Source organism: Pseudomonas sp. B21-031, assembly GCF_024748985.1.
In the GTDB taxonomy this organism is placed as follows: domain Bacteria; phylum Pseudomonadota; class Gammaproteobacteria; order Pseudomonadales; family Pseudomonadaceae; genus Aquipseudomonas; species Aquipseudomonas kermanshahensis.
In genome coordinates, this window is sequence record NZ_CP087181.1 from 809,423 (window position 1) to 822,975 (window position 13,553).

Consider the following 13,553-nt stretch of genomic DNA (forward strand, 5'->3'; position numbering starts at 1 on the left):
GCAAATTCCAGTCAGGCCATTTCGGCAGTGATTACCGGCGCATGCGAGGTGCTTTTGCAGCGCACCCAGCGCGGGCCATTGGGCCCATACACGCCAGCAGGTTCAGGGAACAGGTTGAGCAGGGCGAGGTACAGTACTCCCGCCAGCCCCAGGGTTACCGGCAGGCTCAGGTCGATGCCGCCGGCCAGGTCGCCCAGCGGGCCGACGAACTGACCCGGCAGGTTGACGAAGCACAGGCCGACTGCCGCGCTGGGGATCCACGCCCCCATGCCGCGCCAGTTCCAGCCGTGCGTGAACCAGTAGTGGCCGCCGCGCTGGCCACGGGTGAACACCTGCAGGTCATCGGCATGATAGAAGCCGCGACGGGTGATCAGGCCGAGGATCATGATCACCATCCATGGGCTGGTGCAGGTGATGATCAGCACGGCGAAGGTCGACACGCTCTGCACCAGGTTGAAGGTGAAGCGGCCGATGAAGATGAAGCCGATCGCCAGCACGCCGATCAGCAAGGTGGCGGCGGCGCGGCTGAGCAAGCGCGGGAACACGCTGGACATGTCCAGGCCCGTGCCATACAGCGCGGTGGTACCGGTGGACATGCCGCCGATCACCGCAATCAGACACACCGGCAGGAAGAACCAGCTCGGCGAGATCGCCAGCAGGCCGCCGACATAGTTGTTGGCCGCGATGTAGTCAGGCGCCTGGCTGGCGACCAAGGTGGCGGTGCACAGGCCGAACAGGAACGGGATCAAGGTCGCGGCCTGGGCGCCGATCACCGCCAGCATGATGCGCGACTTGGGCGTGGTCCGCGGAATGTAGCGCGACCAGTCGCCCAGGAACGCACCGAACGACACCGGGTTGCTCATGGCCAGGATCGCCGCACCGACGAAGGCTGCCCAGAAACCCGCTTGGCCAAGGTTGACGCTGCCGGCGTAGCCCGCATCGAACGGCCCGGCGAAGGCCGCGATGCCCAGCAAGAACAGCAGGCTCGACGCCCACACGGCAATCTTGTTGACCCACAGCATGAAGCGGAAGCCGAAGATGCACACCACCAGGACCAACACCGCGAACAGGCCATAGGCCAGGCCCAGGGTGAGGTCGGTTTCCGGTAGGCCGGCCAGGCGTTTGGCGCCACCCACCAGGGCATCGCCCGAGCTCCACACCGACAGCGAGAAGAACGCCACGGCGGTGAGCAGCGACAGGAACGAGCCGACGATACGCCCGTGCACGCCGAAGTGCGCGCCCGACGACACCGCGTTGTTGGTGCCGTTGAGCGCACCGAACAGGCCCATGGGGGCGAGGATGATGGCGCCGACGCCGACCCCGAGCACAATTGCCCAGACCCCAGCCTGGAACGACAACCCGAACAGCACTGGGAAGCTGCCCAGCACGGCCGTGGCAAAGGTGTTGGCACCGCCGAAAATCAGGCGGAACAGGTCAAGCGGGGAGGCGTGGCGTTGGTCGTCGGGAATCTGTTCGACGCCGTTGGTCTCGATACCGGTCGAGTGGCTCATGGTGATACTCCAGCGCGGTTGTTGTCGCCCGGCGCAGTGCGCGGGCCTTATTGTGGGTGCGATGGCAGAGCGGCAAGGCCGCGTAAAAGAGGGTCAGGCGGTGGTGACGACCGACAGGTGTTCATGGCAGGCCAACCAGCGCTCGCCCTGGCGGCGAAAGACGATGGTTTCACGCTCGGCCAGCTGGTGCTCTTCACCGGCGATGCGGATGTGCGTGGCCACATCGTGCATGAAGATCGCCACGTTCCCTTGCAGGCTCACTTGCGCATTGCCCGACTCACACGCCAGCACGGCAAAACCGTCGGCCTGCCACTGGGCCCACACGGCTTCATAAGCGCCACGCGACAACAGCGGCTGCGCCAAGGTATGGAAGAGGAAGGTGGCGTCTTCGCTGAAGCAGGCGAAGTAGCGGGCGGTGTCGTTGCTGGCAAAGGCATCGATGAGGTCGGCGGCGGCTTGCCGTACCTGGAGTGTCTGGTCCACGGGAGTGGCCTCACGCTTTTTGTGATTGTGGTGAGCGATTCTGGTGGCGCTTGGCGGGTGGAAAAATCGCTGGGGGCAAATAATCAGTTCAGGAAAGTGTGAACTTTTTGACTAAATGTCGGCTTCATGCCGGTGCGTAAGGAAACCGGGGTTTGTCAGCTCTTGGGTCGGTGCCAGGAAGACTGATCCTTGGGGAGATCGCCACGGGGGTCATTCACAGTGATGGAGCCGTGCGCGGGAAGTTGGTCCGTGTAGAGCACAAGATCCAGCGTGAGTGAGTAGCTCACCAGAAGGCCCGGAGGTAGAAACGGGCTACCTTGCTGGAACTCAGCCACCGCAGTTGCCGGCTCCAGGGACAGGTAGAGCGCCTCCAGACCCTTGCGGTTGGCTCGGCCGCCCTGAGTGGCTGCACCCGCTCCGGACATTGGCGCAATCGCCCACTTCGGTGTGTGCAGGCGGTAACAGGCCAAGTTCCGATAAGCGATGATCTTCATCCTTGGGCGCCGGCTTCCCACGACTGGAGGAAGGCGATCAATTGTTCAGTTCGGCCTTCGCTGACAACCTCTTCTGCGGTCTTGTAATCGAAAGTGGACAGCGGCTCGTTCTTGAACCAGAAAATGGCCTTGGTCATTTCGGTACCCATGTCGGTCAAAGCGCGCAGGACCCGTACTGCATCCCGAATGTATGCCTGGATCTTTTCCGACTCCGGGGCGTTACGCACCGTATTGCGATGGACATGGGCGCGGGCCGCGAATGTCTGCTGGTCCATCGAGAACACTTTCAAGAACCGCTCAGGGGAAAACATGACCCGGTTAACTTCGCGAAGCGCTTCCATCAATCCTTCGAAAGTGGTGGGGTGAAGTTCCAATACTGCATTGCTGGCCATGGTTGACCTCCTGACGATTTTTGCTGCTCTCATGCACAATATTTGCACAAATTCAGCATAAATCAAGCTTGCTCGATAGATGGGCGTGCTGTCATCGAACTGCAACATACATCCCGCAACCTTTCTGCCATCAACCTCAATGCCTCATTGCGAGTTCGAATGGGTCATCCCGCGCTGCATCCGCAACAGGACCATGACCTGTTCGGCCTGCTCTATGCTTTTGCCTTCCGCCCAGGCCAGCCCGGTCGCGAGATCGATTCGGCGCAGCTGCTGCGCAAGCTCGGCGAACCGCTTGAGCCCGACGAATTTTTATGGCTGCACCTGAACCTGGCCCATGCCGCTTGCGAGCGCTGGCTGCGCGCCCACCTGACGCTGCCCGAGGCGTTTTTCGAAACCTTGCGCGAGGGCTCCCGTTCGACCCGTATCGAACATGCCGATTCGGCACTGTTGGCGGTGGTCAACGATGTGGTGTTCAACTTCGGTCTGGTGTCGTCGGACATTTCTACGCTGTGGGCCTGCGCCAGCAGCCAGCTGCTGGTGAGCGCGCGTTTGCAGCCGTTGCATTCGGTGGACAAGCTGCGCTCGTCGGTCAAGCGTGGCGAGCGCTTTCATTCGTCCATCGAACTGCTGGTACATCTGCTGCGCGATCAGGGCGATGTGTTGACCCAGATCGTGCGCGAAACCACCACCAGCGTCGATCGCATCGAAGACCAGTTGCTGTCCCAGCGCCTGAGTGACAACCGCGCCGAACTCAGCAGCATGCGTCGCGTACTGGTGCGCTTGCAGCGCTTGCTGGCGCTCGAGCCTGGGGCCCTGCTGCGCCTGCTCAACCGCCCACCGGACTGGCTGCAGGAACAGGACATGCGCCAGCTGCGCGCGGCGACCGAAGAGTTCACCCTGGTGATCAGCGACCTCACAGCCCTGGGTGAGCGGATCAAGCTGCTGCAGGAGGAGATCGCCGCCAAGCTCAACGAACAGACCAACCGTACCCTGTTCACCCTGACGGTGGTGACCGTGCTGGCGCTGCCCATCAACATCATCGCCGGCTTCTTCGGCATGAATGTCGGTGGCGTGCCGCTGTCGGACGACCCACATGGCTTCTGGGTGCTGGTGGCACTGGTGGCGACTTTCACCGTGCTGGTGGGGCGCTGGGCGTTTCGCAAGCGGCGTGAATACTGACGGCGGCATGCGCCCCGACTGACGGTCCCCGCCATCCCTGATCCTTGCCTACGCTGATACTCCCCATCTGCAGATGCAAGGAGCTTCATCATGGCCTTCCAATACAAGCGTTTGGACAAGAACAACGCCGCAGTCCTGCTGGTCGATCACCAGGCGGGTTTGCTTTCGCTGGTGCGTGACATCGACCCGGACCGCTTCAAGAACAACGTCCTGGCCCTGGCAGACCTGGCCCAGTACTTCAAGCTGCCGACCATTCTCACCACCAGCTTCGAAACCGGCCCCAACGGCCCGTTGGTCCCCGAGCTCAAGGCGCAGTTCCCCGATGCCCCCTACATCGCTCGCCCCGGCAACATCAACGCCTGGGACAACGAAGACTTCGTCAAGGCCGTCAAGGCCACGGGCAAGAAGCAACTGTTGATCGCCGGTGTAGTGACTGAAGTCTGCGTTGCGTTCCCGGCACTGTCGGCACTGGAGGAGGGCTTCGAGGTGTTCGTCGTCACCGACGCCTCTGGCACCTTCAACGAATTGACCCGCGACTCGGCCTGGCGGCGCATGGAGGCTGCCGGGGCACAACTGATGACCTGGTTCGGCGTGGCCTGTGAGCTGCACCGCGACTGGCGTAATGACGTCGAAGGGCTGGGGACGTTGTTCTCCAACCACCTTCCCGATTACCGCAACCTGATGACCAGTTACGACAAGCTGGCCAAGTAGCGCACTGCCCCGCACGCGGGGCGGTTCTGTGTAGGAGCAGCCTTGCGCTGCGAAGAGGCCGGTGTAGCACAGAGAATCTTTCAGGCAGTCACCGGCCTCTTCGCAGCGCAAGGCTGCTCCTACACACAGAGACCGAGCAAGCCATGCCCGAGCAGGGGCGGCGCGGGAGTAATAAGCGAAGCGGCAAACCGCCATGGATCGACCATACTGAGTCTTCATTCGCCAGCGGGAGCGAGCCATGTCGAAGTCAGCCAGGAAGAAGGACCCTCAGGCACAGCCCGAAAAATTGGGCGGCAAGGCCTACGAGAAGACGCTCAAGCACCTTCACGTCGAGTTGGTAAAGTTGCAGGAATGGGTCGTGGCCAAGGGCCTGAAGGTGTGCATCGTCTTTGAAGGCCGCGATGGCGCGGGCAAGGGTGGGACCATCAAGGCCCTCACCGAGCGGGTCAGTCCGCGGGTGTTCCGCGTGGTGGCGCTGCCGGCGCCGACCGAGCGGGAAAAAACCCAGATGTACGTGCAGCGCTACCTGGGCCATCTACCAGCAGCAGGTGAGGTGGTGATCTTCGACCGCAGTTGGTACAACCGCGCCGGTGTCGAGCGGGTGATGGGGTTTTGCAGCGATGAACAGGCCAACAAGTTTCTCACTGTGGTGCCGTTGTTCGAGAAGATGATGGTCGAGTCGGGGATCATCCTCATCAAATACTGGCTGGAGGTCAGCGCCGAAGAGCAGACCCGCCGCCTGCAGGACCGCATCAATGACGGCCGCAAGCTGTGGAAGCTGTCCCCGATGGACTTGAAGTCGTATACCCGCTGGGATGACTACACCAGAGCCCGCGATGACATGTTCGCCGCGTCGGATTCCTCTTGGGCGCCATGGTTCATGGCCCACTCCAACGACAAGCGGCGCGCACGGCTGAACATCATCAGCCACCTGCTCGGCCGCATTCCCTACAAGGACATCACCCGCGACCAAGTCGTGAAATTGCCCAAGCGCGGCAAGGTCGGCAAGTACAAGGCGGTGAACTACCCGTTCAAGGTTATCGAAGCGCGTTACTGACCCCATCCCCGCGGGGAGCCTACAGGGTGTAGACCTATGCCACATGACGGCAGCTTGCTCCAGGCAACGGTGGTGTTCCTCTTGGCCGTGGTACTGCTGGTGCCACTGGCGCAGCGTTTGAAACTGGGGGCCGTGCCGGGGTATTTGCTGGCCGGCATCCTCATTGGCCCCTCGGTGCTCGGTTTACTGGGTAACCCGGATAACGTCGCACGCCTGTCAGAGATGGGCGTGGTGATGCTGCTGTTCGTCATTGGCCTCGAGCTTTCGCCACGCCGCCTGTGGACCATGCGCCGGGCGCTGTTCGGCGTTGGCTCGTTGCAGGTCGGGCTGACCGCCGCGGTGCTGGGCCTGCTCGCCTTTTGGCTGTTCGGCCAATCGAAGGCGGCGGCCGTCGTGCTGGGGCTGGGACTGGCCCTGTCGTCCACGGCGTTTGGCTTGCAGGTGCTGGCCGAGCGCAAGGACCTGGGCAAGCCGCACGGGCGCCTGGCGGTGGCGATTCTGCTGTTTCAGGACATTGCCGCCATCCCCCTGATTGCCGTGGTGCCCTTGCTGGGCGGGGATGTCAGCCGCGCCGATGAAGGGACGTGGCCGCTGGTGGGCGTGGCGGTTGGCATCGGCGTGATCATTGTGGGTGGCCGCTACCTGATGACCCCGGTCTTCAAATGGACGGTCGGCTCCGGGTTGCCGGAGCTGTCCACCGCTACCGCGTTGCTGGTGGTACTGGGCACCGCTTGGGTGATGGAGCATGTCGGCATCTCGATGGCGCTTGGTGCGTTTCTCGCCGGCGTGTTGATGGCCGAGTCGCCGTTCCGTCACGAGCTCGAAACCCAGATCGAACCCCTCAAAGGCCTGTTGCTTGGGCTGTTCTTCGTCGGCGTGGGCATGAGCGCCGACTTGCGCCTGCTGTTCGGCATGCCCTTGGCAGTGCTGGGGCTTACGTTGTTGCTGGTGGGCGTCAAGCTGCCGCTGTTGGTGGCTTTGGGCCGTACGGCCGGTGGGCTGAACCGGCCCCAGGCGTTGTGCCTGGGTGTGGTGCTCGCATCTGGCGGTGAGTTTGCGTTCGTGGTGTTCAAGCTGGCACTTGAGCACCGGGTGCTCGAGCAGCAGGTGCATGACCTGTTGGTGCTGGCCATCACCCTGTCGATGGCAGTGGTGCCGTTGGTGATGATGGCCCTGAGCCGACAGCTGCGCGACCCCGACGCCACCCGCCCCACGCCTGAAACTGACCACTGACTCGCGCCACGACGGCGTACTGACTGTTCGGAGGTGAAGCATGCAGCCGAGTTTCAAGCTGGACAGCGCCCTGTCGCAGGGCTTGCTCGATGTCTTGATCAAGGCAGGCTTGGTGGCTGCCCTGGTGATCTTCTCCTTCCAGGTGTTCCAACCTTTCCTCGAACTGATGCTGTGGGCGGTGATCCTGGCCGTCACGCTGTACCCGCTGCACTGCCGCATCACGCGGCGCTGGGGGCTCAAGGACGGCTATGCGGCGACAGTAGTGGTGCTGCTGGTACTGGTGGTGTTGCTGGTGCCGATCTACCTGGTGGTGGTGTCGATCACCGAGTCGGTGGACAGCATGCTGACGCTGCTCAAGAGCGGCGCCTGGAGCGTGCCGACACCCCCCGAGTCGGTGGCTTCCTGGCCGTTGATCGGGCCGCGCCTGTATGCCTTGTGGCTGGCAGCATCCGAGAGCCTGAGCGAGGTGCTCAACAGCATGATGCCGCAGCTAAAGGACGCCGGGCGTGTGCTGCTGGGGGCCGCGGCCAGTGCCGGGGGGGCGTTTCTGATGTTCATCGCGGCGATCATCATCTCGGGGGTGATCATGGCCTTCGGCGCGCGTGGCGAGCTGGCGGCGCAGCGCATTGCCATGCGCGTATCCGGCGAGCAGCGCGGCAGGTCGATTGCCAGGCTGTGTACCGCCACCATTCGCGCCGTCGCCCAGGGCGTAATCGGCATCGCCTTCATCCAGATGCTGCTGATCGGCGTAGGCTTTGTCATCAAGGGCGTGCCGGGGGCGGGAATGTTGGCGATTGCCATCCTCATGCTGGGTATTGCCCAGGCGCCGGCCACGCTGATCACGCTACCGGTGATCGCCTACGTGTTCCATGCCGAGGGCTTCACCCTGGCGACCATCGTGTTTGCCGTCTACACCTTCGTTGCCGGCCTCGCTGACAATGTGCTCAAGCCCCTGCTGCTGGGGCGCGGGGTCGATGTGCCGATGCCTGTGGTGCTGATCGGCGCACTGGGCGGCATGGTGGTCAAAGGCATTATCGGCTTGTTCATCGGCCCGGTGATTCTTGGCGTGACCTACGTGTTGTTCTGGCAATGGGTCGCGCTGCAGGTACCCGAAAACCCTGTCGAACCGTCGGCCTGAGCCGGGGCCTGGCATGCCTGCACCTACCTGGCGTCGCGCCTTGGGCCTGGTTGCCTTGCTGTCAGGCTGCACCCAGGTCGGGCCAGACTTTCACCCCCAGCAAACGGCCTGGCTGGACCCGTGGAGCACACCCTTGCTGGAGCAGGCCGGGCGGCGCGATGCAACGGTAGACTTTCGCCAGTGGTGGCAGGTGTTCGCCGACCCGACACTGGATGCGCTGATTGCCGAAGCCGACGCCCACAACAGCAACCTGCGCGTGGCCGGCCTGCGCATCGCCGAGGCACGTGCACAGCTGGCCATCGTGCAGACTGGGCGTTACCCGCAGTTGCAGCAGGTGCGGGCGCAAAGCCTCTACCTCAAGCAAGACCAGTCCGGCACCGACACTGCCCGCGATTCGGTGTTCTGGCAGTCCAGCGCAGGGTTCGACATCGCCTGGGAAATTGACTTCTGGGGGCGCTTCAGCCGTGCCATCGAGTCTGCCGATGCCCTGTATTTCGCCTCGCAGGCGAACTACGCCGATGCCATGTTGTTATTGCGTGCCCAGGTAGCTGACACCTACTTTGCATTGCGTACCGCCGAGGCGCGTCTTGCCATTGCCGAAGAAAACGCCAAGCGCCAGGCGCGCAGCCTGGAGATCACCGAGCGGTTGTTCCGCCATGGCGAGCATGACGAACTCGATTGGCAGCAGGCCCGCACGCAGTACTTGGCGACCCAGGCGACCATCCCCGAGTTCGAGAACCAGCTCAACGCCCTGCGCAACGTGCTCTGCTCGCTGCTTGGGCGCCCCCCCGGCCCACTGCCGGAGCTGCAGTCGCAATACGGCCAGTTGCCACTGCCGGACCGCGCACTGTTGCAGGACGTGCCTGCTCGCCTGCTGCAACGTCGCCCGGACATCCGCGCTGCCGAACAGGCCGTGGCGGCGCAATCGGCACTGGTCGGGGTGGCCGAAGCCGATCTTTATCCGCAACTGAGCCTGTTGGGCAGCCTCGGCTGGACGTTCGTCTCGGCCAGCCACCTGCCCAACACGCTCGACCTCGCCGCCGGGCCCAGCCTGATCTGGAACCCGTTCGACTACGGCCGGCGCAAGAACGCCGTGCGTGTCGAAGATGCGCGCTTGCAGCAATTGATCGAGTTGTATCAGCAAAGTGTGCGCGAAGCCGCCCGTGAGGCTGACGATGCCGCCAGTGGCCTGGTGCGCTCGCTGCAAAGTGCAGGCATTCGCGATCAAGCCTCGCAAGCCGCGCAGCGCTCGTTGAGCCTGGCCATGTCGCAATACCGCGAAGGGTTCGCCGATTTCCAGCGGGTGCTCGATGCCCAACAGTTGCTGCTGCAACAACAGGACGGCTACCTGGTCAGCCGCGGCAATGCCGTCAGCAGCCTGGTGACCTTGTACAAGGCCCTGGGCGGCGGTTGGGACCCAGGCCGTACGCCGATCGACCCGGCCACCCGTCGCCAGATGCAGCAACGCACCGATTGGGGAGACTTGCTGGATGAGCCTGCCCCCAGCGCACAGCCACCAGGTGAGCAAAAATGACCGACACCCCGCAAACACCGCCTGCGCAAGCGCCCGACCGTGGCCTGCGCTGGGTATTGCTGCTGATTGCCGTGAGCCTGCTCTGGTACCTGCTGGCCGACCGTTTTACACCGTACACCCAGCAGGCTCGCCTACAAGCCTACGTGGTACCGGTGAGCGCCGAGGTGGCCGGCCAGGTAAAGCGCGTGGCCGTGGGTAATAACCAGGAAGTGCGCAAGGGCGAAGTGTTGTTTGAACTGGACCAGGAGCAATACCGCATTGCCCTGGCCCGTGCCGAAGCCGACTTCGACACGGTGGGCCGGCAGATCGGCGCCCACACGGCCGGCATCGACTCGGCCCAGGCGGCATTGATGGCGGCCCAAGCCAACGAGCGCAAGGCCCGGCAGGACGCCGAGCGGCTGAAGCGGCTGATCGAGGAAGACCCCGGCACGGTTTCGCAGCGCCGCCTGGAAGGCGCGCAGGCCACGCGCGACCAGGCCATCAGCCAAGTCGCGGCTGCCCGTGCCGAAGTAGTGCGGGCACGTGAGCAGCAGGGTGGGGCGCAGGCGGACAATGCGCAGGTGCGCAGCGCGGCGGCGAATGTGCAAAAGGCCCGCCTGGACCTGGAGCGAACGGTGGTGCGCGCCGATACCAACGGGTTGATCACCGACCTGCGCACCGACGTGGGCCACTACGTGGGCGCCGGCAGCCCGATGATGACCCTGATCGCGATCCATGACGTGTGGATCAGCGCCGACCTGACCGAGAACAACCTCGGCCGCCTGCGCCCCGGCACACCGGTGCTGGTGGTGCTCGATGCGCTGCCTGGGACGGTGCTGAAGGGGCGCATACGCAGCATCGGTTATGGCGTCAGCGTGGGCCAGAGCAACCCGCCGGGCACGCTGCCGAGCGTGCAGAACAGCCGTGAATGGCTGCGCTCGGCCCAACGCTTTCCGGTCATTGTCGAGCTTGAGCGGGACCAACTGGAAGACAAGTCCGGCTTGCGGGTGGGTGGCCAAGCCGAGGTGATGGCGCTGCCCAGCGAGGGCAACCCGCTGAACGTGCTTGGCCGGGTGTTCATGTGGCTGATGAGCTGGCTCTCGTATGCCTATTGAGCTGCGGCGCCAGCGTGCGCTTCGCCTGGCCTGGGGCGTGGCGCTGTGCCTGGCGGTCAGCTTCGGTTTTGGCCTGCCGGTGCCGATTTTGGCACCGGTGTTCGCGGTGCTGCTGTTGGCCATGCGTAGCCAGCCTCTGCCGTTGCGCGCGGCACCGGCGTTGGCCGTGCTGGTGCTGCTGAGTTGTGGCAGTGGCCTGTTGCTGATTCCCTTGCTGCGTCATGCCCCGGTAAGTGGTGTGCTGCTGGTCGGCGTTGGCGTGTTTCTGGTGCTGCGTTATGCCCTGAAGGGCGGCAACGGCCTGTTGGCCAACTTGCTGGTGATCGGCTTGACCATGATCGCCGCAGCCGGCACCAGCGATTTCACCTTGGCGCTGTCGGTGGTCGAGGCCTTGTCCAAAGGCATGCTCCTGGCAACCTTGGGCACGGCGCTGGCGCATGTGATGTTCCCCGAACCGGCTGACGCACCTGTGCAACCGACACCGCCGCCGCTCGCCGCTGAACGGGCCAGTTGGGTCGCACTGCGCGCCACGCTGATCGTCATGCCGGCCTTCTTGCTGGCGCTGATCGCACCGGACGCGTTCATGCCGCTGATCATGAAGTCAGTAAGCCTCGGTCAGCAGGCCAGCGAGACCCATGCCCGCAACGCAAGCCGAGAGCTGATTGGCTCGACCTTGCTGGCCGGGCTGCTGGCGATCCTGCTGTGGGGGGCATTGAGCCTGTTCGTGCACCTGTGGATGTTTTTTCTGTGGGTGCTGCTGTTCACGCTTTGGCAGGCCCGGCGGCTGTACCGCGCGGTGGCGACGCGGCACAGCCCGGCCTATTGGGTCAGTTGCCTGACTACGATGTTGATACTGCTGGGGCAGTCGGTGCAGGACAGCGCGGCCGGGCAGGATGTCTACCGCGCGTTCGCGGTGCGCATGGCGCTGTTCTTGGCGGTGTCGGTGTATGCCAGTGGCCTGCTGATCTGGATCGACCGGCGCAGGGCACGGCAGTGGGTGCATTAGGGCTGCCAGTCGACCCCGGTGTCTTCCAGGTAGGCATCCACCGCAGCGCCGACGGTGGGGTGAAAGGCCTTTTCCCCCATGTGCTGGAACAACTCAAAGCGCTTCATCTTGTCTTTCACCGGGTCTTTCATTTCGGCGAACTGCAACTCCACGCCGCGCGCCTCCAGCGCCCGGTCCAGCTCGGCGAGCATGTCCGCAGAGGTCACGTCGATGCTGGTCACAGGCTCTGCGGCGATCACCAACCGTTGCACGGGGGTAGGGGACTGTTCCACAGCCGCCAGCACGGTGCTCTGGAACTGCTCGGCATTGGCAAAAAACAGCGGCGCATCCCACCGCAGCAGCACCAGGCCGGGGATGCGCCGGGCTTGTGGGTAGCGCTGCACATCATGGTAGCCGCGGGTGCCATCCACCCGGCCGAGCACTGCAAAATGCGGCCGCCAGCCATCCCAGAGAAATTCGATGACCGAAATCGCCACGGCAATGCAGATACCCGCAATGGCACCAAAGACTGCTACGCCGACAAAACAGGTAAACGACAGCCAGAACTCCCATTGCTGCATGTGGAAGATGCGTTTGAGGTCAGCGAACTCGAACAGTCCCAGTGCGGCGGCAATCACCACGGCGGCGAGGGCACTGTTGGGCAGGTAATGCATCAGGTTGGGCGCCACCAGCAGCAGAACGGTCACGGCCAGCGCCCCGATGATGCCGGTGAGTTGGGTCTTGGCCCCAGCAGCTTCAGCGACAGGGGTGCGTGACGAACTGCTGCTGATCGGGATGCCCTGGAACAGCCCGCTGGCCAGGTTGGCTACCCCCAGGCCAAACATTTCCTGGTTCGGGTTGACCGGCATCTTCAGGCGGGCCGCGTAGGAGCGCGACAGCACACTGGTGTCGGCGAATGACACCAGCGCCACTGCGATGCCGCCGAGCAGCACTTCCACCAGGTCGATATCGCTCAACCAGGGGAAAACCAGGTCCGGCAGGCCCTGGGGTAACTGGCCGAGGACTTTAACGCCGCTCTGGTCGAGGTCGAGCAGGCTCACCGCCAGTGTCGCCAGCACCACAGCGATCAGGATGCCGGGCAAGCGCTTGAAGGGTTTGAGCAGCAAGATCAGCGCCAGGCTACCGGCACCGATGACGAAGCTTGGCCAATGGCCCTGGCCTGCAAGCAGGGCCTGGATCAGGCCCCAGATGTCCCGCAGCGGGCCTTGGCTGTCGATGGATAAGCCGAACAGTTTGGGCAGTTGGCTGATCAGCACGGTCAAGGCGATACCGTTCATGTAGCCATAGCGGATCGGCTTGGACAGCAATTCGGTGATGAAGCCCAGGCGCAGCAGGCCGGCGACCATGCAGAACACCCCGGCGACCAAGGCCATCATGCTGGCGATGGTGATGGCGCGCTGCGGGTCGCTGGCGGCGTATTGCACCACTACCGCCAGGATGGGCGCAGCCAGTGCCGAATCTGGGCCCAATACCAGGATGCGGCTGGGGCCGAACAGGGCATAGGCCAGCAGCGGAATAATGGTGGCGTAGAGGCCGTAGATGCCGGGTACGCCCGAGGCTTCGGCGTAGGCGATGCCCACGGGCACCAGCATGCTGGTGAGTACCAGCCCGGCAGCGATGTCCCTGGGCAGCCAGGCACGCTGATAGTGAAGCAGGGTGACTACGCCAGGCAGCCAGCGTTGCCAGTCGAAGCGTGGGGGAGGGGGCGTATCGGGCATGGT

General features: G+C 63.8%; 13 protein-coding genes. 8 read left to right on the forward strand and 5 right to left on the reverse strand.

The features are described from left to right. Nucleotides 1-11 precede the first annotated feature (11 nt). The 4 genes from LOY53_RS03705 to LOY53_RS03720 form a co-directional block, all read right to left on the reverse strand. Nucleotides 12-1,511 (reverse strand): cytosine permease, encoded by a 1,500-nt coding sequence (locus LOY53_RS03705; protein WP_252826663.1) that lies wholly within the window; start codon nt 1,509-1,511, stop codon nt 12-14. A gap of 93 nt (nt 1,512-1,604) precedes the next feature. Next, a complete protein-coding gene (locus LOY53_RS03710) occupies nt 1,605-1,994 on the reverse strand; it encodes a nuclear transport factor 2 family protein (RefSeq protein WP_252826664.1) in 390 nt (129 codons plus the stop codon). A 155-nt stretch (nt 1,995-2,149) separates the two neighbouring features. Further along, a complete protein-coding gene (locus LOY53_RS03715; protein WP_252826665.1) occupies nt 2,150-2,488 on the reverse strand; it encodes an RES family NAD+ phosphorylase in 339 nt (112 codons plus the stop codon). Further along, entirely contained in the window at nt 2,485-2,880 is a 396-nt protein-coding gene (locus LOY53_RS03720; RefSeq protein ID WP_252826666.1) for a DUF2384 domain-containing protein, read from the reverse strand. Before LOY53_RS03720 ends, LOY53_RS03715 begins: the two co-directional genes overlap by 4 nt. Nucleotides 2,881-3,039: 159 nt before the next feature. Between LOY53_RS03720 and LOY53_RS03725 the strand changes: the two genes are divergently transcribed. The 8 genes from LOY53_RS03725 (at nt 3,040) to LOY53_RS03760 (ending at nt 11,832) form a co-directional block, all read left to right on the forward strand. Beyond that, nucleotides 3,040-4,059: a transporter gene (locus LOY53_RS03725; RefSeq protein ID WP_258703616.1), complete on the forward strand. Its 1,020-nt coding sequence runs from the start codon at nt 3,040-3,042 to the stop codon at nt 4,057-4,059. 90 nt (nt 4,060-4,149) lie between these two features. Continuing rightward, complete coding sequence (gene ycaC / locus LOY53_RS03730; RefSeq protein WP_027594492.1) at nt 4,150-4,770, forward strand: isochorismate family cysteine hydrolase YcaC; 621 nt, start codon at nt 4,150-4,152, stop codon at nt 4,768-4,770. A gap of 238 nt (nt 4,771-5,008) precedes the next feature. Then, on the forward strand, nt 5,009-5,827 hold the full coding sequence (gene ppk2 / locus LOY53_RS03735; protein WP_252826667.1) for a polyphosphate kinase 2: 819 nt from the start codon (nt 5,009-5,011) through the stop codon (nt 5,825-5,827). A 36-nt stretch (nt 5,828-5,863) separates the two neighbouring features. Continuing rightward, the gene (locus tag LOY53_RS03740; RefSeq protein WP_252826668.1) at nt 5,864-7,060 is read left to right on the forward strand and encodes a monovalent cation:proton antiporter-2 (CPA2) family protein; all 1,197 of its coding nucleotides are present in this window, start codon (nt 5,864-5,866) and stop codon (nt 7,058-7,060) included. Between the two features lie 40 nt (nt 7,061-7,100). Further along, on the forward strand, nt 7,101-8,198 hold the full coding sequence (locus LOY53_RS03745; protein WP_258703617.1) for an AI-2E family transporter: 1,098 nt from the start codon (nt 7,101-7,103) through the stop codon (nt 8,196-8,198). A 13-nt stretch (nt 8,199-8,211) separates the two neighbouring features. Then, a complete protein-coding gene (locus LOY53_RS03750) occupies nt 8,212-9,732 on the forward strand; it encodes an efflux transporter outer membrane subunit (RefSeq protein WP_252826671.1) in 1,521 nt (506 codons plus the stop codon). Next, a complete protein-coding gene (locus LOY53_RS03755) occupies nt 9,729-10,826 on the forward strand; it encodes an HlyD family secretion protein (RefSeq protein ID WP_099452890.1) in 1,098 nt (365 codons plus the stop codon). The genes LOY53_RS03750 and LOY53_RS03755 overlap by 4 nt, the downstream gene beginning before the upstream one ends. After that, nucleotides 10,816-11,832 carry a DUF2955 domain-containing protein gene (locus LOY53_RS03760; protein WP_252826672.1) on the forward strand — a complete coding sequence of 339 codons (1,017 nt, stop codon included), beginning with the start codon at nt 10,816-10,818 and terminating at the stop codon, nt 11,830-11,832. Before LOY53_RS03755 ends, LOY53_RS03760 begins: the two co-directional genes overlap by 11 nt. Here LOY53_RS03760 and LOY53_RS03765 read toward each other — a convergent pair. After that, nucleotides 11,829-13,550 carry a SulP family inorganic anion transporter gene (locus LOY53_RS03765; RefSeq protein ID WP_252826673.1) on the reverse strand — a complete coding sequence of 574 codons (1,722 nt, stop codon included), beginning with the start codon at nt 13,548-13,550 and terminating at the stop codon, nt 11,829-11,831. The genes LOY53_RS03760 and LOY53_RS03765 overlap by 4 nt on opposite strands. Between the last annotated feature and the right edge of the window lie 3 nt (nt 13,551-13,553).